The 25436-nt window shown below is 63.8% G+C and carries 33 protein-coding genes and 1 pseudogene; 17 read left to right on the top strand and 17 right to left on the bottom strand.

Annotation, left to right across the window (positions count from 1 at the left end; all coding sequences use genetic code 11):
- Nucleotides 1-80: 80 nt before the first annotated feature.
- The 4 genes from QQL28_RS37440 to recA all read right to left on the bottom strand — a co-directional run bounded on the left by QQL28_RS37440 (nucleotide 81) and on the right by recA (nucleotide 3468).
- Nucleotides 81-1058: a hypothetical protein gene (locus QQL28_RS37440; protein WP_284273787.1), complete on the bottom strand. Its 978-nt coding sequence runs from the start codon at nucleotides 1056-1058 to the stop codon at nucleotides 81-83.
- A gap of 13 nt (nucleotides 1059-1071) precedes the next feature.
- A complete protein-coding gene (locus QQL28_RS37435; RefSeq protein ID WP_284273785.1) occupies nucleotides 1072-1305 on the bottom strand; it encodes a hypothetical protein in 234 nt (77 codons plus the stop codon).
- 14 nt (nucleotides 1306-1319) lie between these two features.
- Entirely contained in the window at nucleotides 1320-2114 is a 795-nt protein-coding gene (locus QQL28_RS37430) for a hypothetical protein (protein WP_284273783.1), read from the bottom strand.
- Between the two features lie 265 nt (nucleotides 2115-2379).
- On the bottom strand, nucleotides 2380-3468 hold the full coding sequence (gene recA / locus QQL28_RS37425) for a recombinase RecA (protein ID WP_284273780.1): 1089 nt from the start codon (nucleotides 3466-3468) through the stop codon (nucleotides 2380-2382).
- Nucleotides 3469-3898: 430 nt separating this feature from the next.
- On the opposite strand from recA, the gene QQL28_RS37420 reads away from it, so the two are divergent.
- A complete protein-coding gene (locus tag QQL28_RS37420) occupies nucleotides 3899-4075 on the top strand; it encodes a hypothetical protein (protein WP_284273778.1) in 177 nt (58 codons plus the stop codon).
- Nucleotides 4076-4667: 592 nt separating this feature from the next.
- Here QQL28_RS37420 and QQL28_RS37415 read toward each other — a convergent pair.
- Both QQL28_RS37415 and QQL28_RS37410 read right to left on the bottom strand, forming a co-directional pair.
- A pseudogene (locus tag QQL28_RS37415) lies at nucleotides 4668-4835 on the bottom strand (DUF2798 domain-containing protein); the annotation flags it as partial.
- Nucleotides 4836-5477: 642 nt separating this feature from the next.
- Entirely contained in the window at nucleotides 5478-5648 is a 171-nt protein-coding gene (locus tag QQL28_RS37410) for a hypothetical protein (RefSeq protein ID WP_284273776.1), read from the bottom strand.
- A gap of 291 nt (nucleotides 5649-5939) precedes the next feature.
- On the opposite strand from QQL28_RS37410, the gene QQL28_RS37405 reads away from it, so the two are divergent.
- Both QQL28_RS37405 and QQL28_RS37400 read left to right on the top strand, forming a co-directional pair.
- The gene (locus tag QQL28_RS37405) at nucleotides 5940-6128 is read left to right on the top strand and encodes a hypothetical protein (protein ID WP_254105043.1); all 189 of its coding nucleotides are present in this window, start codon (nucleotides 5940-5942) and stop codon (nucleotides 6126-6128) included.
- Between the two features lie 173 nt (nucleotides 6129-6301).
- Nucleotides 6302-6535: a DUF6894 family protein gene (locus QQL28_RS37400; RefSeq protein WP_284273868.1), complete on the top strand. Its 234-nt coding sequence runs from the start codon at nucleotides 6302-6304 to the stop codon at nucleotides 6533-6535.
- Between the two features lie 9 nt (nucleotides 6536-6544).
- Here QQL28_RS37400 and QQL28_RS37395 read toward each other — a convergent pair whose 3' ends face one another.
- From QQL28_RS37395 to QQL28_RS37385, 3 genes are all read right to left on the bottom strand, one after another.
- Nucleotides 6545-6895: a hypothetical protein gene (locus QQL28_RS37395; protein WP_284273773.1), complete on the bottom strand. Its 351-nt coding sequence runs from the start codon at nucleotides 6893-6895 to the stop codon at nucleotides 6545-6547.
- Between the two features lie 203 nt (nucleotides 6896-7098).
- Nucleotides 7099-7329 carry a hypothetical protein gene (locus QQL28_RS37390; protein WP_027526271.1) on the bottom strand — a complete coding sequence of 77 codons (231 nt, stop codon included), beginning with the start codon at nucleotides 7327-7329 and terminating at the stop codon, nucleotides 7099-7101.
- An 80-nt stretch (nucleotides 7330-7409) separates the two neighbouring features.
- The gene (locus QQL28_RS37385) at nucleotides 7410-7715 is read right to left on the bottom strand and encodes a lysozyme inhibitor LprI family protein (protein ID WP_284273769.1); all 306 of its coding nucleotides are present in this window, start codon (nucleotides 7713-7715) and stop codon (nucleotides 7410-7412) included.
- 354 nt (nucleotides 7716-8069) lie between these two features.
- Here QQL28_RS37385 and QQL28_RS37380 point away from each other — a divergent pair, with 354 nt between their 5' ends.
- Complete coding sequence (locus tag QQL28_RS37380) at nucleotides 8070-8534, top strand: PaaI family thioesterase (protein ID WP_284273768.1); 465 nt, start codon at nucleotides 8070-8072, stop codon at nucleotides 8532-8534.
- A 3-nt stretch (nucleotides 8535-8537) separates the two neighbouring features.
- Here the strand turns inward: QQL28_RS37380 and QQL28_RS37375 are convergent, their stop codons facing one another.
- A complete protein-coding gene (locus QQL28_RS37375) occupies nucleotides 8538-8831 on the bottom strand; it encodes an HdeA/HdeB family chaperone (protein ID WP_284273766.1) in 294 nt (97 codons plus the stop codon).
- A 153-nt stretch (nucleotides 8832-8984) separates the two neighbouring features.
- On the opposite strand from QQL28_RS37375, the gene QQL28_RS37370 reads away from it, so the two are divergent.
- Entirely contained in the window at nucleotides 8985-9266 is a 282-nt protein-coding gene (locus QQL28_RS37370) for a PilZ domain-containing protein (RefSeq protein ID WP_284273763.1), read from the top strand.
- A gap of 51 nt (nucleotides 9267-9317) precedes the next feature.
- On the opposite strand, the gene QQL28_RS37365 is transcribed toward QQL28_RS37370, so the two are convergent.
- Nucleotides 9318-11360, bottom strand: coding sequence for a pyrroloquinoline quinone-dependent dehydrogenase (locus QQL28_RS37365; RefSeq protein ID WP_284273762.1), 2043 nt, complete (start codon nucleotides 11358-11360; stop codon nucleotides 9318-9320).
- 15 nt (nucleotides 11361-11375) lie between these two features.
- Nucleotides 11376-11606, bottom strand: coding sequence for a hypothetical protein (locus QQL28_RS37360; protein WP_284273760.1), 231 nt, complete (start codon nucleotides 11604-11606; stop codon nucleotides 11376-11378).
- Nucleotides 11607-11763: 157 nt separating this feature from the next.
- Between QQL28_RS37360 and QQL28_RS37355 the strand changes: the two genes are divergently transcribed.
- From QQL28_RS37355 to QQL28_RS37345, 3 genes are all read left to right on the top strand, one after another.
- Entirely contained in the window at nucleotides 11764-12168 is a 405-nt protein-coding gene (locus tag QQL28_RS37355) for a hypothetical protein (protein ID WP_284273758.1), read from the top strand.
- Between the two features lie 141 nt (nucleotides 12169-12309).
- Nucleotides 12310-12636: a hypothetical protein gene (locus QQL28_RS37350; RefSeq protein ID WP_284273756.1), complete on the top strand. Its 327-nt coding sequence runs from the start codon at nucleotides 12310-12312 to the stop codon at nucleotides 12634-12636.
- A 213-nt stretch (nucleotides 12637-12849) separates the two neighbouring features.
- Nucleotides 12850-14040, top strand: a complete 1191-nt coding sequence (locus QQL28_RS37345; RefSeq protein ID WP_284273751.1) for a GNAT family N-acetyltransferase — start codon at nucleotides 12850-12852, stop codon at nucleotides 14038-14040.
- A 3-nt stretch (nucleotides 14041-14043) separates the two neighbouring features.
- On the opposite strand, the gene QQL28_RS37340 is transcribed toward QQL28_RS37345, so the two are convergent.
- Together QQL28_RS37340 and QQL28_RS37335 are read right to left on the bottom strand one after the other, a co-directional pair.
- Nucleotides 14044-14709 (bottom strand): DsbA family oxidoreductase, encoded by a 666-nt coding sequence (locus QQL28_RS37340; protein ID WP_284273747.1) that lies wholly within the window; start codon nucleotides 14707-14709, stop codon nucleotides 14044-14046.
- A 170-nt stretch (nucleotides 14710-14879) separates the two neighbouring features.
- Nucleotides 14880-15701: a helix-turn-helix domain-containing protein gene (locus QQL28_RS37335; protein ID WP_284273745.1), complete on the bottom strand. Its 822-nt coding sequence runs from the start codon at nucleotides 15699-15701 to the stop codon at nucleotides 14880-14882.
- Between the two features lie 100 nt (nucleotides 15702-15801).
- On the opposite strand from QQL28_RS37335, the gene QQL28_RS37330 reads away from it, so the two are divergent.
- Nucleotides 15802-16032, top strand: coding sequence for a hypothetical protein (locus QQL28_RS37330; protein WP_284273743.1), 231 nt, complete (start codon nucleotides 15802-15804; stop codon nucleotides 16030-16032).
- A gap of 34 nt (nucleotides 16033-16066) precedes the next feature.
- Nucleotides 16067-16465 (top strand): hypothetical protein, encoded by a 399-nt coding sequence (locus tag QQL28_RS37325; RefSeq protein WP_284273741.1) that lies wholly within the window; start codon nucleotides 16067-16069, stop codon nucleotides 16463-16465.
- 140 nt (nucleotides 16466-16605) lie between these two features.
- On the opposite strand, the gene QQL28_RS37320 is transcribed toward QQL28_RS37325, so the two are convergent.
- Nucleotides 16606-17169 carry an SET domain-containing protein gene (locus tag QQL28_RS37320; RefSeq protein WP_284273739.1) on the bottom strand — a complete coding sequence of 188 codons (564 nt, stop codon included), beginning with the start codon at nucleotides 17167-17169 and terminating at the stop codon, nucleotides 16606-16608.
- Nucleotides 17170-17335: 166 nt separating this feature from the next.
- Between QQL28_RS37320 and QQL28_RS37315 the strand changes: the two genes are divergently transcribed.
- The gene (locus QQL28_RS37315) at nucleotides 17336-17938 is read left to right on the top strand and encodes a hypothetical protein (RefSeq protein WP_284273738.1); all 603 of its coding nucleotides are present in this window, start codon (nucleotides 17336-17338) and stop codon (nucleotides 17936-17938) included.
- Here the strand turns inward: QQL28_RS37315 and QQL28_RS37310 are convergent.
- On the bottom strand, nucleotides 17935-18669 hold the full coding sequence (locus QQL28_RS37310; RefSeq protein WP_284273736.1) for a TetR/AcrR family transcriptional regulator: 735 nt from the start codon (nucleotides 18667-18669) through the stop codon (nucleotides 17935-17937). The two genes, QQL28_RS37315 and QQL28_RS37310, sit on opposite strands and share 4 nt — an antisense overlap.
- A 108-nt stretch (nucleotides 18670-18777) precedes the next feature.
- On the opposite strand from QQL28_RS37310, the gene QQL28_RS37305 reads away from it, so the two are divergent.
- From QQL28_RS37305 to QQL28_RS37280, 6 genes are all read left to right on the top strand, one after another.
- Nucleotides 18778-20175, top strand: a complete 1398-nt coding sequence (locus QQL28_RS37305; RefSeq protein ID WP_284273734.1) for a carotenoid oxygenase family protein — start codon at nucleotides 18778-18780, stop codon at nucleotides 20173-20175.
- An 87-nt stretch (nucleotides 20176-20262) separates the two neighbouring features.
- Complete coding sequence (locus QQL28_RS37300; protein WP_284273732.1) at nucleotides 20263-20739, top strand: MAPEG family protein; 477 nt, start codon at nucleotides 20263-20265, stop codon at nucleotides 20737-20739.
- Nucleotides 20740-20815: 76 nt separating this feature from the next.
- Entirely contained in the window at nucleotides 20816-21385 is a 570-nt protein-coding gene (locus QQL28_RS37295) for a hypothetical protein (RefSeq protein WP_284273731.1), read from the top strand.
- Between the two features lie 15 nt (nucleotides 21386-21400).
- Nucleotides 21401-21955, top strand: coding sequence for an inner membrane-spanning protein YciB (locus tag QQL28_RS37290; RefSeq protein WP_284273728.1), 555 nt, complete (start codon nucleotides 21401-21403; stop codon nucleotides 21953-21955).
- A 105-nt stretch (nucleotides 21956-22060) separates the two neighbouring features.
- Nucleotides 22061-22357 (top strand): hypothetical protein, encoded by a 297-nt coding sequence (locus QQL28_RS37285; RefSeq protein WP_284273726.1) that lies wholly within the window; start codon nucleotides 22061-22063, stop codon nucleotides 22355-22357.
- 15 nt (nucleotides 22358-22372) lie between these two features.
- Nucleotides 22373-23332, top strand: coding sequence for an SH3 domain-containing protein (locus tag QQL28_RS37280; RefSeq protein WP_348522548.1), 960 nt, complete (start codon nucleotides 22373-22375; stop codon nucleotides 23330-23332).
- A gap of 41 nt (nucleotides 23333-23373) precedes the next feature.
- Here the strand turns inward: QQL28_RS37280 and QQL28_RS37275 are convergent, their stop codons facing one another.
- Complete coding sequence (locus QQL28_RS37275; RefSeq protein ID WP_284273723.1) at nucleotides 23374-25329, bottom strand: DEAD/DEAH box helicase; 1956 nt, start codon at nucleotides 25327-25329, stop codon at nucleotides 23374-23376.
- Nucleotides 25330-25436: the final 107 nt, after the last annotated feature.

The raw sequence follows: 25436 nt of genomic DNA, 5'->3' as shown, positions 1-25436 counted from the left end.
GCCGTGCCCACCCTCTTTCACCGCATGCAAAGGTGGTGGGCACGCTCCGCTTTGCCCACCCTACGGCACTGAACGCTTATCTAAGGCGCGACCAACAATCGGGTTTCGCGATCCCACCGCCAGAGCCGTTCGTTGGTCAATTCGGTACCGCCCCACCAGCGGTGAATCGGGTTATGGCGGCGGAAGTTTTCCTCGTACGCCACAACGGATCGCCCGAGTTCGGTAAGAGCGAGCCGTCCCCCCTTATACCGAAAGGAACGTACCTCCTCGCTTGTGCGCGGCGGCTCCTCGCCAAGTTCAAAGATTGCCGGCGCTTTGCCCTCCGCCAACTCATAGAGCAACTCACCGGCCTCGCGCTCATCGAACGTATCCTGAGCCCCACGGAGCACCACGCGCGGCTCGGTACCTCCATCTTCGATAAACCCCAGCATACCCATTTCGCTCGTGCCGACACCTGTCAGCGGGTCAGGCAATTCTTCGAGCATCGCGACCAGAGCCGACCGCAGCCGGGGCAGAATGGCCAGATCCTTCATGAGCAGATCGAAGCACGGTTCGGGCGTCGGCGCACGCCAGGCCTGCCAGGCTCGGCTCGCCATCGTCAGGTGACTGTCCGTGACCTTGAACGCCGGCAGCTTCCATATCGCGACAGATTGCGGAGCATAGTTCGCAACGGTGTCATCGGTGTGCACCAGGCTCAGCTTCGTCGTGATCTCCTTGTAGGGGCGAAGAAGGTCCAGCAGCCAGACAAGCACGAGCTGATCGTTGGGCTGAGGATCGACCCACACTTCGATCGAGTCGAACTTCTCGCAAAGTTCGAAGAGGCCGATATCGCGCGTGCCGAAATCCTTCAGCCATTCCCGACAGACGTCGTCGAGCCAGTGATCGCCTTTATTGCAGTGCTTCGCCGACCGTCGCTCCAGCCCCACCACAAGCTGTTCTTCGGATGGCAGTCGGCCTTGCACGAAGCGAAGGCAAAAGCCGAGGACGACGTTCGTCATGCCGGCCTCGCGCAGAGTGTCCGCCGCGCGATCGTTCGTGGTCAGGATCAAATGCGACACGGTCACCTCTCAATCAAAAATCGATACGCAAATCAGGAATGCTTTTAATGACGCGCACATCAGCGAGGTGCAACCAGCGAACGGGTCTCGCGGCACCACGCCAGATCCGTTCGCTGGTCAGGTGAGTGCCACCCCACCAACGATCGATCGGGTTGTGGCGGCGAAAATCCTCGTCGCCTGCCAGCACCGCCTTCCCGAACTCGGTCAGCGACAACCGCGATCGCTTGTAGCGCTCGAGGCGATCCAAATCTTTGTGCAAGTTCAGGGAAAAGGGCCTTCATCCAGTCCTGACACCGCCGGCCTCCCGCACCGCGCGAGCCCATCGAGCAACGCGCCGACTTCCCAGTATCCGTACACGCGCCGCTCGTTGCGCTTCCGATAGCCGGGGAAGCAATCGAAGGGCTGCGCGTCGCCCCGCGCGACGAGTGTCAGTATCTGCTTTTCCGTGGCTCCAAGACCTGAGGCGGGCCCCGGAAGCTCTTCGAGGAGTGCGTGCACGCAATGACTGAGTTGCGGCAGTCCGACCAAATTCAACTTGAAGAGATTCTGCCAACTCTGCGGTGACGGCGCACAATAGGCGCGCCACGCACGGCCGGCCAATTTGAAAGTATAAGGCCTCATCTCGTCAACGAACGGGTAAGGCTTGGCAAGCTCCCGTGGATCGATGTCGCCGATGTCCATGTACAGATGGCGCACCATGAAGCTGGAACTGGCAGCGCTCCCGCGGCGCCAATGATCGAGCAGCCAGAGCAGGATCAATTGCGCATTTGGCTCGGGCCCCTGCCAGAACTCGAACGAGTCACATGCCGCGAACAATTCGATAAATCCTCGATCCTTCACACCCCATTCTTCGAGGCGCCAGTCAGGCGTATCGTCGAGCCAATGAAGGCCGGGTAGCTGCGTTGTACGCGGCGCAAAGAACGCGTCGAGCTCCGCAGCTGATAGCATCGGTCCCCAGACAAGCCGGCGTTCAATCGCAATCACGAGATCGGCAAGGCCGGCGTATTGGATGGCGCCGGCGGTGGACGAGTCTGTTGTCACAATGAGCCGCGCCATGCTCGCAGCCTCAGGGTTTCGTCAGAACGGCGCCGCAACGCCACAGATTCAGGAGAGGGCAACGGCCCCCACTGGAAGTGAAGAAGAAAACGACGTGCTCGGCCAGCCCCGATTTGGCGAGCTCACTACCGGATGGACTGGTCAAGATCAGACGCTTCATCGCCCCACCTGATCACTACAACACAAGACGAAAACGGGCACCGAAGACGTCGGCAACTCAACGTCCTCAGCGCCCGCCCTCGCGAAACTTGACTGGTGTTAGGTCCTACTCCTCCGCCGGCTCCTCGCCGTCGGCGTCGCGCTCGGAATTGCCGGCCAAGATCTGCTCGGCGATCAGACCGGAGTTTTGCCGGATCGCGGTCTCGATCTTGGCGGTGACGTCGGGGTTGGCCTTCAGGAACGCCTTGGAGTTCTCGCGGCCCTGGCCGAGGCGCTGGCTGTCATAGGAGAACCAGGCGCCGGACTTTTCAACGATGCCGGCCTTGACGCCGAGATCGAGGATCTCGCCCATCTTGGACACGCCCTCGCCGTACATGATGTCGAACTCGACCTGCTTGAAGGGCGGCGCCAGCTTGTTCTTCACCACCTTCACGCGCGTGGTGTTGCCGACGACCTCGTCGCGCTCCTTGATCGCGCCGATGCGGCGGATGTCGAGGCGGACCGAGGCGTAGAACTTCAGCGCGTTGCCGCCGGTCGTGGTTTCCGGCGAACCGTACATCACGCCGATCTTCATGCGGATCTGGTTGATGAAGATCACCATGGTGTTGGACTTGTTGATGGAGGCCGTCAGCTTGCGCAGCGCCTGGCTCATCAACCGCGCCTGGAGACCGGGCAGCGATTCCCCCATCTCGCCTTCGAGCTCAGCCTTCGGCACGAGCGCCGCGACCGAATCGATCACCATCACGTCCACCGCGCCCGAACGCACCAGCGTGTCGCAGATCTCCAGCGCCTGCTCGCCGGTGTCGGGCTGGGAGATCAGGAGATCGTCGATGTTGACGCCGAGCTTGCGTGCATAGACCGGATCGAGCGCGTGCTCCGCATCGATGAAGGCGCAGATGCCGCCCTTCTTCTGCGCTTCCGCCACCGTGTGTAGCGCCAGCGTCGTCTTGCCCGAGGATTCCGGCCCGTAGATCTCGACGATGCGCCCCTTGGGCAGGCCGCCGATGCCGAGCGCGATATCGAGCCCGAGCGAGCCGGAAGACACCGCCTCGATGTCCATCGAACGGTCGCTCTTGCCGAGCTTCATCACCGAACCCTTGCCGAACTGGCGCTCGATCTGAGAGAGCGCGGCAGCCAGGGCTTTACTCTTGTCCATGGAAGATCCTTCGACGATACGCAGGGCAGTGGCGGACATCTGGTCGTGCTCCTTATTGCGGGGATTCGCTAGAGGACAAACGGTTGGCGAAGCGGGTCGGCGATAAAAGTAATGTACACTGTTTGTTCCAGGTTCGCAATATGTTCTTTTGCGCCTCGCGGGCACTGGCCTGTTTTAACCCCTAGTGGCTTAAGCTGAATTTCGGAGTGTCCAAATTTGTTCGTGACCTGCCACAACCTGTTCATCCACCAGATGGATTAGGCTTAAGGGATGGGCAATTGGTGCCATTCCACCGCCGCGCGGAAATCGTTCAAGGTCGAGACGGCGTCGGGCTCTCACCAAAATCCGCCAAAACAACCCCATGCAAAGGAGCCGGCCTCTCGTGATCCCAGGTGACGCCGAGTTGATTTCGACAGCCCCTTAAGCCGTTTATCACTCGGCAGACGCCGACCAAGAAACGGTGGAAAAGATGCCTTCGGTTGTCTTCAAGATCGCCGCTGTCGCTGCCGGACTTTCGATCATGGCCACCACTCTCGTGCTGCCAAGGCCGGGACTGAAGGGGCTCGCAAAGGGCATGGCCGCCGCAATATCGCTCACGCTCGCCGCGGCCTTTCTCATCGCCACCGTCCGCAGTTTTGGCCCGTGAAGCGAGCAAGGACGCACCGCCAAGCGGCCTCTTCTCTCCGCGCGTGCCGGCCTACAGCACGGCCAACAGAATGAGCCCCACGACCAGCACGACAAAACCCATCGCCGTCGCAGCGGCGAATGATCGCTCTACATTATCCATATGCCACCCCTATCGGCGGGCCACGTTCCCCCATGGCGTCGCCGAACGCGCTGAGTCTCCTCAATTGCTGTGTCGTAATTTCTGCGAGTGGGTGTCGGAATTGGGACGGGATTCGTACTTGAGATGGCAAGGCGACCTATTCGCAATCCAGCCTTGAAGAGCCAATCGCCTGCTGCTGCCTGTAAGCTCCCTGTAAGCTGCGCGGGTTAACCTCGCTTGGCTACGGTGTTGCAGCCCAGCACCTCAGCCTCCAATAACCTTCTGCCCCGCCCGGCTCTCCCCTGGCGGGGCTTTTTTTCGCTGTCCCGCAATCCCTAAAGCGCGATGAGATTGGGATGACATCGTCATCGCGCTTTAGCTTATTGTTTGAGCATGATCTTTTCGGAAAACCGCTTCGCACTTTTCCGGATCATGCTCTAGGGCTCGCGCGTCAGCCGCAGAGAGAAGGATCCGGCAGCATCGCGGCCCAGGAGATCAGCCAGGACGCGAGCCAGTGTTTGACGAAGTCGGGCGCTGTGCTTGCGGGCAGGCTCGCAATGGCGGCGGCGATCAGGCAGGTCAGGCCGGACTGGATCGCGCCGAATACGAAGTGGCTGTAGCGACGGGAAATGCCGAGCATGAGGCGCCTTTGTCTGTCGACCCGCCACGGGCGAAGCAAGGCACGTGCCGCGACCTCATCTCACCGCGCGATGCGACCCGGGCGCGAGCGGCGGCCCGGCGGATTCGTCTCCACCGCAGCCAGGCGACTGTTTCGACAGTCCCTCGAATCGCCAGAAGGTGATCACGCTCGTCTCGCCGCATCGCTCGCAAGCGAGCGTGTCCTCGCCGAGGCTGTAGCGCCCGCGCCTGAAGGCCGCAGGCGATGCCGGCTGTCTGCAATGCGGACAGACCAGCGAAAAGTTTCGCGCACCCCAGCGCACCACGAGATTACGAAGCCAGCCCACGCCATCCTCTTTTACGAGGTCGAGTTTCTTACGAGGTCAAGTTAGCAACTACCCTATAATGAAACCTAGCGTTGTCATGGGCGATCAAACATTGCAACACGAAACCCGAATCGAGGATCTGTCCTCACTCGTGTCGGTTCCATCCGAACCCGCACAGCCTTTCGCAAGACAGCCGCAACGCGCTGCACATTACCGCTGCACATTCACGATACATGCCGCGTTCGTGCCACGTGTCGCTCGCAGGACATATCGCTCGTGGAACCCGTGGTTCTCCGGCCATGAACAAAGTTCCTGTCGCGCCAAGCAGCAGGAACAGGTCAATTCGGATAATTGGTCCGGCCGCCCTCCCGGTCGTGCATCTGAAGGATGCGGACGAAATCTGCCATGCTCGAACGGTCGTCGCCTTCGCTTGCGCGCAGGATGTAGCCATCTGTCTCGGGCCGGCCGCGTTGCCAGACCCGCTTGAGGAGGTCGACGATCTGCTTCATGGAATCCGAACGCGTTACCGGGCCGCCGGGTTTTAAGCCGAATGGCGTTGGATGAATCCTGCCGAGCCAATGCGCGGCCAGCCGACTGGTTCCTTCAGCCCTGCCGAAATTTGCACCGCACCAATTGTCGGCGGCATCTTTCCCAACGCCCCTTCGTCTGCTTCGCACCACGCGCGGAGCAAAGGATTTCGTTGCATTATCCACGGCTTAGCGGCAGATTTGACGGACCGAGGGGAATATTATGACGTTCAGCATGTTATGTTAACCAAAGGTGAATCGTGGAGGTAGGCCATGAATCACAGGGGCATCGAGTTCACCGTGGCCAAGACGGCGATACAAGGCGTCTGGCAGTGGCAATTCCGCATCGGTGAAACGGTCAAGACCGGCAAGACCGAGACCAAGATCGATCTCCTTGCCATCCGTCGCGTGCAACTGCGTATCGACCGGGAGCTCAAGGCCATCGATCGCAAGACGGCCTGAGCCGGTCGCGAGGACATTGTCGGCGAGACCCCGCCGCGCCCCCCGGTTGCGGTGTATATAGCTGTGCTGCTTATGAATCCCGTAGAGTTCCGGAGTTGATCTGCCTGCCGTTTGGGATTGCACTGCGCGCCTTCATGGCCCCGGGGCGCGGCCATTACCCGATCGGTGCAGCCATGCCGCTCTATTTCTTCCGGATCCGGAACGGCCGCTATTCGGGCTCATCCGAGCAGGCCAGCGAATTCGTCGACCGCGATGCGGCCTGGAAGGAGATGACCCATGTCTGCGCCGACATGGCCGCCGGTATCGCGCGCAAGCTGCAAGAGAACTCCGAATGGCACATGGAGCTCCTGGACGAGGCCAAGCAACCGGTCTTCCGGATTCGAATCGTCGCGGAATCCTTTGATTAGGCTCCGAGGTTAACCGCGTCCGGCCGCCCTGCCCGCGGGCCTCTCTGCCGCCTTCCTGGCCGCCTCGCGCTGGCGCTTCCGCCGCAAATCGCCGACGCGAACGAAGCGCGCCCCGACGCGCTCGCCATTGCGCCAGGTCAGGATGCAGATGCGGATCACCTCGCCGCCGGTCGTGAACGACAAGCCGAACACTTTCGGCACCGGCAGCGCACCGACGTCGAGAGACACGCCGTCGTCGGAGACATCGACGATCGTGCATTCGATCCATGGCGCGTCGGGCGCCGGAATCAGAAATCCGGGCCTGTAGAGATCAACCCGCACATGTCTGCGGGCGCCGAGATCTTTGCGGTGCCGAGCCATCGCTCTCCCCTGGGAAGAGGAGACCGTAAGCCGCAAAGCTTTGAACGGGGTTTCCGAAAAAGACTAAAAGTTGCTGCAAGCCGAAGGCCGGTTCAAAGCGACCTAAAGCATGATCCGGAAAAGTGCCAAGCGGTTTTCCGGAAAGATCATGCTCAAACAACAACCTAAAGCACGATGTCGATTCATCCTAATCTCATCGCGCTTTAGTCGGCGCTCGGCAGGCGCCGCATCGTGAACTCGATGTCGCCGCCAGGCAGTTCGCGCCAGCTCTCGACCTCACTCATATAGCCTGCCTTGGGATAGCGGGCGAAGAAGGCCTGCGCCTTCGCCCTGGCCGCCTCGCGGGGCAATGTGAAGGTCTCGCGCAAATAGCCGTCGCCCGCCTTGCGCCGGCGCGCCATCCGGTCGGCAAGATCCCGCGGGCGAAACACCATGCCGCAACTCCTTCACCCCCTAAGCCCCCTTGAATATAGGGAGATCGGACAGCGAAGAGGAGTCCGGCCGGCTGGGACGGTCAGTTGGCGGTCGGAGCGGTCTTGGTCTTCTTGGCCGCAGCAGAGGCCTTGGGCGCGACCGAGGTCTTTGGCGCAGCATTCTTGGGGGGATCGGCGCGCATGCCGCCCCAGGGATCGCTGGAGGTCTTGGCGTCCGGAATCTTCTTCATCGTCTCCTTATAGCGCTGGTCGCGCTCGGCGTCGGCCGCCTTCTCTTCGTCGGTCTTGCCCGGCGCATCCTGCATCATATTGATGTGGGGCATCTGCTGCGCGTAGGCCGGCCCGGCGATGATCGCCAGCAGCGCCGCCACACGGAAAGCCTTCATCACGTCACTCCTTGGTCATCGATGGCCGGTTCGGCGCGTCGTCAGCCCGTGACGCCGCAATCGCCGTACGACCCGCTAGAAACGATCCGATTTGCAGGATTTTGGCGATTGCAGCCAATCGTCCCAGATCGGGCCGCATTTGGTGCACCCGCCCAGGGCAAGCCCGACCAGGCCCAAGCAAAACACCAAGACAAATCGCCGCAACATCATCCACCCTGTTCGAAAGGCGCGGCATCATAGGGGGCGAAGTCTGGCATTTTCAAGCCGGCCCAGAAGCGCCGGGACGGGGTGACTTTGCCGTGCCGTACCGTGCAGAATAGCCGAAACATCGGGCAACAGGGGGAAACGGAATTCATGCCAGCGCAGCCAACGACGGAATTCGGCATCGAGGAGGCGAGGCGCGTGCTGGGCGACGTGTTCGCGCCGTGGGTTCAGGATCTCGGCCTCTCGGTCGAACGCATCGACCACGAGCCGCCGCCGGACGATAAGGACTGGCAGCCCGGCGCGGTGCTGCGCATGGCGTTCTCGGAGCGGCTGTGCCGCAGCGGCGGCGTGGTCTGCGGCCAGGCCCTGATGGCGCTCGCCGATACCTCCATGGTGATCGCGATCCTCGCCGCCAATCGCGGCTACAGGCCGATGACGACCGTCGACCAGACAACGCACTTCATGCGCGCGGTCTCATCGTCGGACGTCTTGGCGGATGCGAAGGTGGTGCGGCTCGGACGCACCATGAGCTTCGGTCGCGTCACGCTGTTGTCCGCCACCGACAACAAGCCGGTGGCGATGGTGTCGAGCGCGTTTGCGATGCTGCCCGGGTAACTCTTACTTGCCCAGCACTTCGTCGGCGGCGGTGACGATGCTGACCGTCGGGTTGTTGCCGCAATAGGTGCCGAACTTCTTGGCATTGTCGACGAACACGTCGGTGTCGATGATGGCGTTGTCCTCGTCGCCCTTGTACCAGCCGTCCATCCAGGTCAGCACCAGCTTGATGGTGTCGTCGCCGCTCTCGAGAAACTGCTTGCAGCTCATGGTCGACAGATCGAGCTTGGTGGCGTTGGCGGGAGCGGACGACATGGCAATGACAGCAGCGAACAAAATCGAAATCGTGGTCTTCATCAGAATCTCCATTGGCGCAGGACGCCACAATTGATCGGTCTCTTCGGGAAACCGGAAAGCGCAACGAACGCGCGCCTCCGCGCATTGTCGTAAACGAAGTGTAAAGCGCTCTGCAAGCACGGCGTTCATTGAATTTAGTTTGATGTAATTTCCATGCCGTATTTTACGCACTGTCAGTTTGGATTAACGGACATGATTGAGAAGCGTGCAGCGCAGCGACATCGGGTTTTCAAAGGTGGGACGATCACCTTTGAGAGCCGCGGCGTTGCCTGCACGGTGCGCAATTTGTCGAGCGGAGGCGCTGCAATCGACCTCGACGGCCGCGTTTTGCTGCCGCCGTCGTTTACCCTGTCGATCTCCAGCGATCAGTTCGCGCGCAAGTGCCGCACCGTGTGGCGCAACGACAAACGCCTCGGTCTCGCCTTCGAACAGTAACGCGCAGGCTGTGAACCGCGGTTCGCAAAACGCGTCTTTCGCGCCAGGCGACTAGACCGTCCTGCGACGACTCACGCGCCAGCGCAGGCCGGCAATGACGAGCGCGATCGTCGCGAGCATCAGCACGGAGACCGCGGCCCAGAACCGGCCGCCGGGACGATCGAGCGTACGCGACACCAGCGACGGCGACTCCCCTGCCCGCGCCAGGCGGAACGCAACCACGCTGTCGCCGATCGACGTGCCGCCTTCCGAATGGCCGCCGGCGCCGATCGCGACATATTGCTCGCCCTTCCAGAGATAGGTCATGGGATTGGCAATGCCCGGCACGGGCAGGCGGCCCTGCCACAGTTCACGTCCATCGCGCGCATCGAAGGCGCGCAAGTAGGCATCCATCGCGCCGGTGAAGAGAAGACCGCCCGCCGTGATGGCGACGCCGTTGACGAGCGGCGTGCCCCACGCAAACGGCAGGCCGAGCGGCGCGAGATCCTCGGTGGTGCCGACCGTCGAGCGCCAGAGGATCTTGCCGGCCTTGAGATCGACGGCGACCGTCTCGCCCCATGGCGGCTTGACGCAGATCAGCCCCACCGGCGACATCACCACCGAACGCGACATCGCAAACGGCGCACCCTGCTGCTGACCGAAATCATGGCCCGGCGGCGGATTGAAGCCGGCCGCCTCCGCGCGCGGGATCAGCTTGATGAGATGCGCAACCCGGCTGGTGTTGGCATAGAGGATCTGGTTGACGGGATCGAACGCCGCGCTGCCCCAGTTCACGCCGCCGCCGGTGAACGGAAACTCGAGCGTGCCTTGCGTGGATGGCGGCGTGAAGAGACCGTCGTTGCGCGCGCTTGCAAAGCGCTCTGCGCAGGCTGAGTGCATGAAGGCCGGAAACGGCGAGAAGGCATCGTCGGCCGAGATCGTCTGCTGCGTCAGCGCCGGCACATGCGTCGGAAACGGCTGCGTCGGCGACAGCTTCTCGCCCTCCGCTCCGCCTTGCGGCACGGCGCGCTCTTCGACCGGCCACACCGGCTTGCCGCTGTCGCGATCGAGCACGAAGACGAAGCCGTGCTTGGTCGGTTGGATCACGACGTCGCGTGGGCCCTCACCGGTCTCGATGCGCGCGAGCGTCGGCTGCGCCGGCAGATCATAGTCCCAGACATCATGATGCACGGCCTGGAACGACCATGCGAGCTCGCCGGTCTCGATACGCAGGGCTACGACCGAATTGGCGTGCTCGTTGTTGCCGGGGCGTTTGCCGCCCCAGAAATCCGGCGACGGCGAGGTCGTTGGCAAGAACACCAGTCCGCGCGCCTCGTCCACCGACATCGGTGCCCAGACATTGGCGTGGCCGGCCTCGATGCCGTCGTGCTTCAGAGGCTCAAAGCTCCAGCGCGGCTGGCCGCTGCGCGCGTCGAAGGCGCGCACCGTGCCCGCCGGCGCGTTGACGCGCCGGTTGTCGCCGATCGCAGAGCCGACCACGACGACGCCGCGACCGACCGCGGGCGGCGAGGTGATCTGGAATTCGCCGGGCCATTCCAGCTTCATGCCGACGTCGATCCTGACCTCGCCCCTGTCGCCGAAACCGGCACAGGGAATTCCGGTGTTGGCATCGAGTGCTATCAGGCGAACATCGTTGGTGCCCATGAAGATGCGGGCCCGGCAGGCGGCATTCGCCGGCGCCTGGTCATCGAGCCAATAGGTGACGCCGCGACAGACGAAGCGGTTAGCGGGGCGATAATCCGTTCTGATCTCCGGATCGTAGCGCCACTTCTCGGCACCCGTGCCGGGATCGAGCGCGATCACCTCGTTGAAGGGCGAGCAGAAGATCAGGCTGTCCTCGACGAACAGCGGCGTGGTCTCGAATTTCGTCCGCTTCATCACCTCGGGCGGACGCGTCACGAGATCGCCGGTGTGATACTCGAAGGCGCGAACGAGATTGCCGACATTGTCGGGCGTGATCTGCTTCAGCGTCGAGAACTTCTGGCCGCCGGGGTCGCCGCCCCAAGAACTCCAGCCCGCATCCGCACCCAACGCTGGCGCAGAAGCAAGCAACGGGATCGCGAGCAGACCGACCAGATGGCGCACGCGGATCATGGGACTCGCCCGGAGCTATTTCGGCTTCTTGGCGGGCTCGGCCTGGCGCGCCCCGCCCCATGGGTCGTATTTCTCCTTGGGATCGGGAATGCGCTCGAGGGCGGCCTTGTACGCCTTCTCGTCGACCTCGGGAGCCTTCTTCTCGGTCTTGGGACCGTCATTGCCGTGGCGCCGGCCGCCCATTTGGGCCTGTGCAGGCGCGGCAACGAATGCGAGCACGGTCACCGCGACGACAAGAATCCTCATGCGTCAATCCCTCCCATCTGGCGTATCAGCCTAGCCTGCATTGCCTTATTGGCAAATCCCCACCGGCCCTTCGGTCCCGCTCAGGAATTGTTGATCGAGGGGGACTTCGATCGGCCGTCTTCGTACCCATCTTTCGGGACGCAGGGGATCTTCACGGATGCTACGGATCGTTGCTCATGCGGCACTACTCGCCGGCGCGCTTGCGCTCGGCGCGTGCGGCTTCGCCGACAGCCGTGCGCCGGTGCCCGAATTCATGCGCATGAAGGACGCCGAGCAGCCGCCCCCCGAACCGCCACCGGACGTCAAGAAAATCGTTCGCGAGCAGATCGACGTCGTCTTCATGGCGGCGTCATATCCGCGCGAGGTGCAGGTCGCCCCGCCCCATCACGAGGTTCGCGGGCTGGGCTGGACGTCCTGCGTACGCGCGCAGCTCACCTCGGCGACTGGCACCGCGCTCGGTGCCCAGACCTACGTCGTGACCATCAGCAGCGGCAAGGTCGTCGACCGGCGGCGCGCAGAAGCCGACGACATCTGCGGATCCGAAACCTACGAGCCGATCTAGGGAACAGTTTCTTCGTCCGAGCAATCTCATCATGTTCCCCAGAACATCAGCCGTGTTCCGGGAAAAACCCGAAAAAACACCCGGAACGAATGCGTGCGCCCACTCTTGTCACCCCGAGGGCAGTTGCCACGGAGAAGACTGATGAGGACAACGATTGTTGCGCTGCTGGCAGGCGTCGGGGCCCTGGCCGCGACTGGAGCCGCGAAGGCTGCCGACATCTACACGACCAGCGAATACACCAATCCCGATCTCGTGCAGCAGGTGCGCCTCGTCTGCGACGACGCGGGCCGCTGCTATCGTACCCACAACGGCGCGCGCGTGATCGTCCGCGACTCCTACGGTTACATGCCGCGCGAGCGCTACTATGAGCGACGCACCTATCGCGACTGGGACGAACCGCGTGCGGGCGTCGGCATTCGCGCGCCAGGCGTCAGCGTAGGCGTGGGAGTTGGCGAGGATCGCTGGTAGCTCCATTCACAATCGAGATCGTGGGGACCGCATGGAATGGCCGTGCGGTCCCTTTCTCGTGCGAGGTCTCAGGCGAATGGTCAACAGGACGTTAACGCTACCGCTCGAATTGAAGCCTTGCGCCAACCGTATTTTCCAATCTTTGCGCTAAGCATGAGCCTGTGACGCGGCTCGGGCTCCGGCCCGGCCGGCGTGAACGGGGAACGACTGGACGTGGTCGATATCGCACATCGAGCTGCGATCAAGGGCGCATCGGCGAGCGATGCCACGGCTCCGCGCGCCCGCAACCTCTCCGACACCGCACCGCTCGTCCCGCTTGCCTCAGTCGATTTGGGGCAATGGCAGGCGCTCAGCGCGCAGGCGATCGAGCCGAACGGCTATTATCTGCCGCCCTGGGAGCTCGCCGTCAGTGCGACTGCCCGGGGCCGCACCGGCGCAATGGCGCTGCGCGCAGTGAGCACATCTGCGCAACTGATCGGGCTGATGCCGGTCGTCTCGCTGTGGCGCGCCTGGAAAATCCCCCTGCCCGCGCTGGTGAGCGCGCATCCCTACGGCACGCTGTGCAGCCCATTGCTTGATCGTCACACCGCGAGCGAAGCCGCAGCGCGCCTGCTCGATCGGGCACGAGATGCCGGCGCCCATGCGCTGATCCTGCGCGACGTCGCGCTCGATGGCGCAGCGATGAGATCACTGACTCCAATCTCGACCCGCGACGGCTTGAGGCCGCGCGTGCTGAGCTCGCATGTCCGCGCCAGTCTCGATGCGACGCAGGATGGCGATACGCTGCTGCGCGATGCGCTCGGGGCGAAGAAGCTCAAGGAGCTTCGGCGCCAGCGGCACAGACTCGAAGTGCATGGTCCGCTCACGTTCGACGTCGCACGCACGCCCGACGAGGTCAAAGCAGCGCTCGAAACGTTCTTGCAGCTCGAGGCGAGCGGCTGGAAAGGCAAGCGCGGCACCGCCCTGATCCAGCACGCAGGCGATGCCAGCTTCATTCGCCGCGCCGCGCCCGCGCTCGCCGAAACCGGCCAATGCGAGATCATCAGCCTGCGCGCCGGGACGACGCCGGTTGCCGCCGGCATCGTGCTGCGCCACCAGGATCGCGCCTTCTTCTTCAAGCTGGGCATCGAGGAGCGGTTTGCAAAGTATTCGCCGGGCGTGCAGCTCACGCTCGAGCTGACGCGCCATCTCTGCGCCGATCCCGCGGTCGCGAGCGCCGATTCCACCGCGAGCGCGAATCACCCGATGATCAACCCGATCTGGCGCGGCCGCCTTGCGATCGGCGACGTGCTGATTCCGCTGAGGCGCAACGATCGGATGGTGACGCTGATCCATGCGGCCCTTGTCGCCCGCAATGCCGCACTGGACACCGCGCGGCGAGTGCTTCACCTGATTCGCAGGTAACGCCTACTCCGCCGCCTGCGCGTTGATCTCCTCCGACACCTGGCGGATGGCCCGGGCGAGCAGGTTCGGATCCTGGGCGCCGGAGACGGCATATTTCTGCGCGAAGACGTAGGTCGGCACGCCGGAGATGCCCTTCTCGGCGGCCTCCTGCGCCTGGGCCGAGATCAGCGCCACGTCCTCGTCGGTGCCGAGCCGTCGTCGCACGTCGTCAGCACTGAGCCCGACATCGGCCGCCGCCTGCACCAGCACGTTCACATCGGTGAGATCGCCGCCGTCGCGGAAATAGAGCTCCATTAGCCGCTGCTTCATCTCAGGCGCCTTGCCGGCAGCCTCCGCCCAGTGGATCAGGCGGTGGCAGTCGGTGGTGTTGGGCTGGCGCTGCACGAGATCGGGCCGATAAATGAGGCCCTCCTCGCCCGCGGCCGCGACCACGCGGCCGGCGATGCCCTTATAGGCCTCGACCGAGCCGAACTTCTTGGTCAGATACTCCTCGCGGCTGATGCCCTCGCGCGGCACCCAGGGATTGAGGAAGAACGGGCGGAAGTTGAGCTCGACCGGCACGTCCGGCACCAGCGCCAGCGCATTCTCGATTCGGCGCTTGCCGATATAGCACCAGGGGCACACCACGTCGGAGACGACGTCGATCTGAAGCGGCTTGAGCGTGCTCATGGCAATCTCCTTCGGGCGGACCATTGGTTCCGCCGGAAGATAGGCCGAACGCGCCCCGAGGCAAGGGCGCTAAAGCGCGATCAGATTGGGATGAATCTTCATCGCGCTTTAGGTTGTTGTTTGCGCATGATCTTTTCGGAAAACCGCTTCACACTTTTCCGGATCATGCTTTAGGCCATTTTGGCCGCCATCTGCTTCAGCCGCTCCGCCGTGTGCTCATCGGCCGGGAAGAACGTCTCCAGCGCCAGCTCCGACAGCGTGATGTCGACGGGCGTGCCGAACACCATGGTGGTGGAGAAGAAACTTAGTATCTCGCCCTCATGCCGCAGCTTGAACGGGATCGCGACATTGTCATGCGAGAGCGGCGCGGAGCGCGCTGGAATGGGATAGCTCTTCAGATCATTGTAGAGTTTGATGAGTTCAGAATCGGCGGTCGCCTCGCATTGCCTGTGCAGCCGTTCCAGGAGATGCCCGCACCATTCGGCGAGGTTGACGGTGCGCGGCGCGAGCGCCTCGGGATGGAAGGCGAGTCGCAGCACGTTGAAGGGCTGGCCGAGCAGCCGCTGCGGGATGCCATCGAGGAGCGGCGCCACCATGCGGTTGGCGGAGACCAGATTCCAGTGCCGGTCGTAGGCGAGCGCCGGGTTCGGCTCATGCGCCCTGAGGACGAGGTCGATCGCCTGGCGGGCTGACTTCAAGGCCGGATCCTCCAGCGGGCGCTGCGGAAAGGCCGGCGCGTAGCCGGCCGAAACCAAGAGCACGTTGCGTTCGCGCAAGGGAACATCGAGCCGCTCGGCGAGCTTCAACACCATCTCGCGCGAGGGCGTCGCGCGGCCGGTCTCGACGAAGCTCAAGTGCCGCGCTGAAATCTCCGCTTCGCCCGCGAGATCGAGCTGGCTCATGCGGCGGCGCTGCCGCCAGTCGCGCAAGTGATCGCCGATATGGATCGGTTGGGCGCGCTCGGCTCGCGCCGTGGATGCATGTGCGTTCATGGTCGAAAACTAGCATGCGTATTTCGGCCCTTCCATTACCCCGGACGTAATCGAATTGAGCAGGGCCATGGCTCATCTTCTCGGGCAACAGGAGATGACCATGATCGTGCTGCTTCTCTACCGGACCATTCCCGATACCCTGCTGCCTTGGGCGGTGAAGTTTGCGACCCGCATGCTCGCGCGCAGTCTCAACATGCCTGAACCGCTGATGCATTCGACCGGCGACTTCGTGCTCGCGCAGGTGCTGGCCTTCGAGCACAGCGTGGGAAAAAGCCTCCGCCCGTTCCGTCTCGCACGCATCATTCGCGCCGTCTGGCGCGGCCTGCGCTGATCTTCACCCCGAAGCCCACAGAAGGAGAACGACCATGATCTTCGCATCCACCTTCCTGCGCCGTGCCTTGCTCGCCGACGCGATCTTCAGCGGTGTCTCGGCCGTCGGTCTCACGTTCGGCGCGGGCGTCTTCGCCTCGCTCTTCAATCTGCCCGAGGCGCTGCTGCGGGAGACCGGCCTGTTCCTGATCGCCTATGCCGCACTGGTCGGATGGCTCGCCTCGCGCAGCTCGGTGCCGAAAGCACTCGTGATCCTCGTCGTGGTCGGCAACGCCGCCTGGACGGTGGCGAGCATCGCGTTGCTATTCTCCGGCGCGGTGTCGCCGAATCTTGCCGGCGAGCTCATGGTCGTCGCCCAGGCGATCGCGACCGGCGTGTTCGCGGAGTTGCAGTATGTGGGGTTGCGGAGGAGCGGGAGTGCTGCAATGGCGTGATGCGCATCGCGACCACGCAGAGAAGTCGTCGCCCGGCGCGACCGGGCGACCCAGTATTCCAGAGACAGCAGTGAGTGAGCCGAGAAGCCGCGGAGTACTGGATGCCCGCTTTCGCGGGGCATGACGGCGGAGGTCGCGGCTTACACCCGCGCCTGCCCGTTGACCTTGCCCTTGAAGTGCTTGCCGTTGAGCTTTTTCTTCGCCGCGCCCTTCGCAGCCGCCTTCTGCGCCTTGCGCTCGGCGCGCGCCTTCACCTTGGCCCGCTCGACCCGCGCCTCGGCGCGGAGCTTCTTGCGCTTCTTCTCGCAGGAGGGGCACTTGCAGCCGATCGGCTTGAGATAGGCTTTGAAATAGTCGGTGCCGTAATCGTAGTTGATCTCGTCGCCGGCCTCGATGTTCCTGATCGCGCGGATGAAGACCTTGCGCTCACGCGGGCGCACGTCGGATTCCGCGTTCGGCCGGCAGGAATGGTTGATGTAGCGAGCGACGTTCTTGCGCACCGAGCCGTCGATGGTCCAGCGGCCGTTGAGCTCGAACAGGTATTTGTTCTCGATGTCGTCCTGCTCGGGAATCCGCGAGTCCAGGATCGGTCCGAAATAACGGATGATCCGGGTGCCCTTCCTGATCGGTTTGGTGGCGAAGAGGCCGAGTCCGGTCTTGGAGCGGCCGACGCGATAGGGCTTGTTCGAGGAGATGGCTGGCATGATCAGACGAATACGATAAACACGAACGAGAGGCCTGCCTGGGCAGGCGAAGGCGCTCTTCTAGAACGATTCCGCGGCCATGTCAGGTGTCTCAACGCCCCGTTTGAACCTTCCCCACAACGAACACGTCTGAATGAGGGGAGTTCCGCGGCATGAGGACTTCGTCATGAAGCATGTCACACTCGGATGGCTGACTGCACTGCTCGTCTGCGCCGCGTTTGATCAGGCCGGCGCCCAATCCTTCGGCAGCACCTACACCTCGACCGCGCCCAAGGATTGCCGCCAGATCGGCAAGCCGAGCGAGCCCGACGGCAGCACGACGCGGGTCTGCCCGGGCAAGGCGGGGCTCGTGGTGCTGATTGCCGAGGACGATCTGCGCGAGGTGGTCTCGGTCGGCCGCAACCGCACGCTTGCCGCCAGGGAGCCGGCCGCGCAGCTCTGGTTCCACCCCTTCAATTCCACCGAATACACGGTGGAATGGCGCGCCGAAGGCACAAGACCGTTCGCCATCATCCAGCGGTGGCACATCGCCGACGGCGCCGATCTCGACAAGGAGGGACGGCCGAACACCAAGGCGATGCTCGCGGTGACGCGGCTGCCGCCGGGCCCAGTCTGCCATGTGGCCTATGTCGACGTGAAGGCGAATGCGAACGCCAACGAGCTGGCGCGCAAGGCCGCCGACCAATATGCGCGCGACTTCACCTGCGGCAAGGACGAGGTGAAGATCATCGGCACAAGCGGACGCGCGATCGAGCTCGCCACGCGTTAGGGATTGGCCGCGCCGCTCTCGACCGGCAACTTCCCGGTCACCGTCGACTTCAGGATGGCTTCCAAAAGCTGCTCGGGCGTGGTGCCTTTCGGCAGCCGCTCCAGAATGTCCTCGAGACGACCGTCGAGCAGCAGCATGGTGAAGCCGTGCACCATGGACCAGGCGCGCGCGATCGCGGCCGCCTGGTCGAGCGTCATGGTATCGCGGTTGATCTGCTCCTGCCGCATCGCGCCGATGGCGTTGGCAAGTCCCGCGAAGGAGGCCTCCGCGGCTTCGTGCAGCGAGGGCCTGGAATAGTCGAGCCGCTCGGTGCGGAACATGATGCCGTACATGCCGGGATGGGCCTGCGCATAGGCGACATAGGCCTTGGGTCGCGCCAGCGCCCGCTCGAGTGGCGTCGTCGCGGCATTGCAGGCCGAGGCCATCGCCGCGTTGAACTGGCGGAAGCCGACCGCGGCGAGCTCGCTGACGAGGCCGGTGAGATCGCCGAAATGATGGGTCGGCGCGGCATGCGACACCCCCGCCTCGCGCGCCACCGCACGCAGCGTCAGTCCGGCGAGCCCGTCGCGCTCCAGCACGCTCTCCGCCGCCTTCAGCAGCGCCTCGCGCAGCGCGCCATGATGATAGGGCGTCTCGGCCTTTGCGCTCGCGGCGCGGCGCGGCCGCTCCCTCGCGGCGGATGATGGCGATTTTCTGGGGCGTGCACGGCGGATGGTTTCGGTCTTGGCCATGACTGCCGTTATATGACGTCATTTTGACAGTGTAAAGATTTCGCTTGACCGAAGCTTGAAGTGGCACTAGCGTTATCTTTACGATGTAAAGATCAGGGAAGATCCGCCATGCAGCAGGATGTGTTCAGCCAGGTGCCGGCCAATCGCGCGCCGATCCCGTTCGAGGCCGACGCGCCGTTCCTGAAAATCGTCGGCGAGTTGCCGCGCGAATTGAACGGGACGCTCTACCGCAACGGCCCCAATCCGCAGTTCGACTCACCCGGCGCGCACTGGTTCGTCGGCGACGGCATGCTGCACGCCTTCCATCTCGAAAACGGCCGCGCCAGCTATCGCAACCGCTGGGTCCGCACGCCGAAATGGCAGGCCGAACACGATGCCGGCCGCGCGCTGTTCGGCGGCTTCGGCCGCAAGCTGCCGGATGCGCCGGCAAGCGCGACCGACGGCGGCGTCGCCAACACCAACGTCATCTTCCACGCCGGCAAGCTGCTCGCGCTCGAGGAAGGCCATCTGCCGACCGAGATCGAGCCGGGCACGCTCGCTACGCGCGGCTACTGCAACTACCAGGGCCGCATCGCCGGCCCCTTCACCGCACATCCGAAGATCGATCCCGTGACCGGCGAGATGGTGTTCTTCGGCTACAATGCGAGCGGCCCGCTCACGCCCACCCTCTCCTACGGCGCGATCGACGCCGCAGGCAACGCGACGCGCTTTACGCGTTTCGAGGCGCCTTATGCCAGCATGGTGCACGACTTCATCGTCACCGAGAACCACGTGCTGTTTCCGATCCTGCCCATCACGGGCAGCATGGAGCGCGCGATGAAGGGCCGGCCGCCCTATGCCTGGGATCCTGAGAAAGGCGCCTATGTCGGCGTGATGAAGCGCAACGGCAAACCTGAGGACATCGTCTGGTTCCGCACCGAAGCCTGCTACGTCTTCCACGTCATGAACGCCTGGGAGGACGGTAACCGCATCGTCGCCGACGTCATGCAGTTCGAGGAGGCACCGCTGTTTCCGCATCCCGACGGCAGGCCGACCAATCCCGAGAAATCGTTCGCGCGGCATTGCCGCTGGACCTTCGATCTCGCCGGGAATACCGACCGCTTCCAGCAGACTTATCTGGACGATCTCACCGGCGAATTCCCGCGCGTCGATGACCGGCGTGCAGGATCGAAGACCAGCCACGGCTGGTACGCCTGCGCCAATCCAAAACTGCCGATGTTCACCGCACTGTCCGGCATCGTGCACGTCAATGGTGCGGGAAACCGCCTCGGCCATTATCTGCTGCCGGCCGGCGACAGCATTTCGGAGCCGGTATTCGTCGAGCGAAGCAAGGATGCCGCGGAAGGCGACGGCTGGCTGCTCGCGGTGGTCTGGCGCGCCCGCGAGAACCGCAGCGATCTCGCCGTGTTCAACGCCACCGATGTCGAGGACGGCCCTGTCGCGCTCGTGCAGCTCGGCCACCGCGTGCCCGACGGCTTTCACGGCAACTGGGTCGGAGCGGCGTAAGCCCTCCCCTTCGGTCATTCCGGGGCGGAGCGAAGCGGCGCGCCCAGGAATGACACTGCGGATGCGTCACGAGGAAGCCTCATGCACATGCCGGCCATCACCGCCTTCTATCTCGCGGTCCTCGCCCTGATCTACGCCGCGCTGGCACTCCAGGTGATCAGGCTGCGGCGGAGCAACAAGGCCGCCTTCAGCGATGGTGGCAACACGAGCTTGCGCAACGCGATCCGCGCCCATGGCAACTTCATGGAATATGTGCCGATCATCACGCTGATGGTGGCCATGATCGAGATGTCGGGCGCATCCGCACTGCGCATTCACCTCCTGATGGGCGCACTCGTGCTGTCGCGGCTGCTGCACCCCTTTGGCATCTCCGCCGCGCCGAACTCGCTGCGGTTTCAGATCGGCCGCGTCGGCGGCATTACCGTCACCATTTGCCTGTTGATCACGTGCGCCCTGACAATCCTGTCGCGGCTGCCGCTGGGCGATTTCGCCGACGAAATATCGTCGCAAGCCATTGCCGTAATTCATTTTTTACAGGTCATTCACATCATTTTGACACTGTAAAGATTTTGCTTGACCACGCCTTCGGCCTGAATTATTGATCTTTACACTGTAAAGATCGGCTTGATCGAGGCGGCTCATGACAATCTTCCTGATCCTTGCCCCCTATGGCGCCTTTGGCTTCCTGATGTTCCTGGTCTCGGCAAAGGTCAGCGTGTTCACGGCGTCCGCGATCTGCCTTGCCACCATCACGATCGACGTCCTGCGCCGCCGCTCCGTGAAGATCCTCGCCGCCGGATCGGCGATCCTGTTCGCCGGCATTGGCGTCTACCTCGCAATCGTCGATCCCGCGCTGAACGCGCTCGCAGTGAAAGTGTCGGTCGATGCCGGCATCTTCATCATCTCGCTCGGCTCGATGCTGGCCCGCCGCCCCTTCACGCTGCAATATGCCCTCGAAGAAGTCCCCGCCGAGACGGCGGCAATGCCGGGCTTCCTGCGCGCCAACTACACGATCACCGCCGCCTGGACCGCGGCCGCGCTGTTGATGATGGCTTCCAACATCGTGCTGCTCTACGTCCCCGGCCTGCCGATCTGGTCGAGCCTTGCCGTCGCGATCGCCGCCCGCAACAGCGCACTTTATTTCACGAAGTGGTATCCTGAGTACCGCAGGATCAAGTACGGCTCGCCCGCCGCGCTGCCCAACGCCTAACCGACAGGACCGACGATGAAGGACGTATTCGCCCGCCTCGCCTCCGATTTCCTCTCGACCATCGTCTTCCTGGTCATCTATCTCGTAACCGACAACATCATCCTGGCGACATCGTTGGCCGTTGCAGGGGCAATCGCGCAGGTGATCTATGCCCGCGTCAAGGGCAAGGCGCTCGGCTACATGACCTATGCCTCGCTCGCGCTCGTCATCGTGCTCGGGACCGCCACCATTCTCACCCAGGATCCGCGCTTCGTGCTGGCAAAGCCCTCGATCGCGCATTTCGCGATCGGCGCGATCATGCTCAAGCCCGGCTGGATGCTGCGCTACATGCCGGCACGCGTGACCGACGTCATTCCGGAATACGTCACCGCCGCAGGCTATGCCTGGGCCGTGCTGATGTTCGTGCTCGGTGCCGGCACCATCGCGGTCGCCTGGACCGGCGATCTCAAATTGTGGGCGTTCTACGTCTCGGTCGTCGCCGTCGGTGCCAAGATCGTGGCCTTCGCCATCCAGTACGTGATCTTCCGCATCATCATCACCAGCCGCCTGCGCGCCGCCGCCCGCGCCTGACTGCGGCGAAGAGAGCGTTAGGCAGCGGCTTTGAGTTGGGCTATACGCTCAACTCCGGTCGGACCGCGCAACGCGGGCTCACCACGACAGTTTAGGGAGACGGGAATGGCTGTGGACGGCAACTGGAATCTGACCATGACGACGCCGATGGGTGAGCGCCAGGCGACGCTGAGCCTGACGAGCTCGGGCGGCACGCTCACGGGCACGCAGGGCGCGGAAGGCAACACCGCCGAGATCTTCGACGGTGCGGTCAGCGGCGACGCCGTCAACTGGAAGGTCTCGATCACCAATCCGATGCCGCTGACGCTCGAATTCATCGGAACGGTTTCCGGCGACAGCATGAGCGGTGAGATGGGCATCGGCCCGATGGGCAGCTTCCCCTTCACCGGCACGCGCGCCTAGCCGCCCTCTTCACCCATGCGCGCTCTTCGTCTCATCGCTGCGACGGTCCTGTCCGTCGCAACTGCAACGGGGAGCCGTGCAAGTGACAATGAACCGGCGTGGCGCGCAAGCGCGCTCGCCCTGGTGCCTGCGGGATATGTCGCAGGCGAGGCCTATCGCACCGATCCTGCCGGCATGACCGGCTACCTCGCGGTCGATCGCTCCAATTCAAACGATCCGAGGGCACCCGCGAGCGTGTTCGCGCCGCGTCAGGTGCTTGTCGTCAAGCTCTCGCCGGATGCGACGCGCGCGGTGTCGGCGGAGTTGAAGCCGCGCACCGATCCGGCGCGCGGCAACCGCGACACCACGATGAGCGATCCCGATAGCGAAGAGAGCGAGTATGACAAGCTCCAGGCCGAGCTTGCGACAAGACGCGACGCGCTCCCCGATGGCACCGAGCCCTGCGATCTCGGTGCATGGTCCGAGGACAAGGACCCGAACGGCCTCAACGTGCGCGCCGAGCCGTCGGTGAAGGCGCGCGTGCTCGGCACGCTGCCCCCACCCTATCGGCTCAAGATGGGCGGCAGCGAGAACACGCCCGAGGGCGGCTGGCTGAACGAGTTCCGCATTATCGGCTTCAGGGACGGCTGGTTTCTGATCGAGGGCGCGAAGCCGCCCGGCAAGGACTATGAAGACGACAGGAAATATCCGCGTAACGCGCCCAAGCCCTATGCCGGACGCGGCTGGGTCGCGGCCAACAAGGTTGGTGCAGCCTTCGCCAACGGCGGCACACGCATGGGCGGATTATTCCAGGCCCCGTTCGTCGACGCCAAATGGACGCCGGCGAAGCGCGAGCTCGGCGGCGCACTCGATACGGATGGCGGACCGAGGCGACTTCTCGCCTGTAGCGGGCATTGGGGCCTCGTCGAGAGCCACGACGGTGTGCGCGGCTGGTGGCGCTCGCTCTGCTCCAATCAGGTCACGAACTGTAGCTGAGTTCAGCCGTCCGTCTCGCCGATTGGCTACTTCTCGACAGATCAGCCGCGACGCTTCTTCTTTGCCTTCTTTCCGCGAGCGCCCTGCGCGGGCCATGCGCTTGCCTGGTGCGGTTGGCCGGTGTGGCCGGGCTTGCTCCTGTGCTTCTTCTTTCCGAACTCCGGATCGCTGCCGAATTTCGACCCGCCGTCGGTGTGCGGCTTGCCGCGTTGCTTCCGTGTTGTCGGGTCACGAGCCTCGTCGCCGCGACGCGCGCTGTGATCGGTGTCGCCGGCCTCGCGCCGAGGCGCGTGCGTGCGCTTGTCCGAAGGCACCTGTCCCTGGGGAGCGTCTGCCATCGGCTCGATGCGTATGCTGTCTTCCTTGTCCGGACGCCGGATCTTGACGGCGAAGGATTCCGCGACCCGCTCCGAAATCTCGAACTCGGTGGTGGTGTCCATAATCCTGATGGCGCCGATGTCGCGCTTGTCGATGCCGCCGCGACGGCAAATCATCGGCAACAGCCAGCGCGCCTCCGCATTCTTTCTTCGTCCGATGGCGGCGCGAAACCATACGCTGGCCTCCGCCATGCCGTGACGGGACGATGATTTTCCCGTCTTCGATCGGGGCCCGGCGGGACGGTCATCGCCGCGCAAGGTTCTCGCGTTTTCTCGACCGCGCCCGTCGCGTGGCCGGCCGCTCCCCTCACCGGGATCGAGAATGTCCTCGGGCGAAGGAAGCCGCGCGCGATAGAGACGCGCGAGCGCGGCGGCGATATCCTCAGGCGACCGCTCGGCGAGCAAGGCCCGCGCCAGCACCAGATCGTCGGAGGTCGTCTCCTCGGTGAACACCGCATCCTTCAACATGCGTTCATGATCGAGCTTGCGGATCTCATCCGCCTGCGGCGCCGTGCCCCAGACGGCGTCGGTGCCGGACAGGTTCAACAGCAGTTCGGCACGCCGTCGTCGCGCCGGCGGCACCAGCAGGACGCTGACGCCCTTCCGGCCCGCACGGCCGGTGCGACCCGAGCGATGCTGCATGACCTCCGCGTCATTCGGCAGATCGGCATGAACGACGAGGTCGAGACTCGGCAGATCGATGCCACGCGCCGCCACGTCGGTCGCCACGCAAACGCGGGAACGTCCATCCCGCAACGCCTGCAGAGCCTGGGTTCGCTCGTTCTGCGTCAACTCGCCGGAGAGCGCGACCACGGAGAAACCGCGCTCGAGCAGCGCCGCCTGCAAATGCCTGACGGCATCTCTCGTGTTGCAAAACACCAGTGCGCTCGGTGACTCCCAGAAACGCAGGACATTGACGACCGCGTGCTCGACGTCACCTGGAGCGATCCGGATGGCGCGGTATTCGATGTCGGCATGACCGCCTTCGTCGCCCGCAACCTCGATCCGAAAGGCATGTTGCTGATACTGCTTTGCCAGGGCAACGATGCCGCGCGGAAACGTCGCCGAGAACAACAACGTGCGACGCGTGTCCGGCGTGGTCTCGAGGATGAATTCCATATCCTCGCGAAAACCGAGATTGAGCATCTCGTCGGCCTCGTCGAGAACGACGGTCTTCAATTCCGAGATGTCGAGATGGCCGCGCCGCAAGTGATCGCTCAATCGGCCGGGCGTCCCGACCACGATGTGAGCGCCGGCGGCAAGCTCGCGCTGTTCGCGGCGCGGGTCCATGCCGCCGACGCAAGAGACGACGCGCCCATCCGCATGTTGATAGAGCCATGCGAGCTCGCGATGGACCTGCAAGGCGAGCTCACGGGTGGGCGCGACGATCAGGGCAAGCGGTGCGGCGGCCCGCTCGAAGCGCTCCGAGCTGCCGAGCAGATTCTTTGCGATGGCGAGCCCGTAAGCGATGGTCTTGCCCGAGCCGGTCTGGGCCGAAACGAGAAGGTCGCGGTCAACAGCTTCGTCCGCAAGTACGGCGATCTGAACGGGGGTCGGCCGGTCGTAGTTGCGCTCGGCGAGAGCGCGAGCGAGCGGCGGACTTGTGGTCGGGAATGACACGAGATGAATAGCCTTGGTTGGTTCAGGCAGAGATGGCCCGGCCGAACGAAACGAGGCCGCGCGCCGGCCAGCGGCACGGCCGAACGCGTGGCGACTTGATCAGGATG

The organism is Bradyrhizobium iriomotense (assembly GCF_030160715.1).
GTDB classification, from domain to species: Bacteria; Pseudomonadota; Alphaproteobacteria; order Rhizobiales; family Xanthobacteraceae; genus Bradyrhizobium; species Bradyrhizobium iriomotense.
The sequence above is the reverse complement of the archived record's forward strand: the minus strand, read 5'-3'. Positions and strand labels throughout refer to the sequence as shown.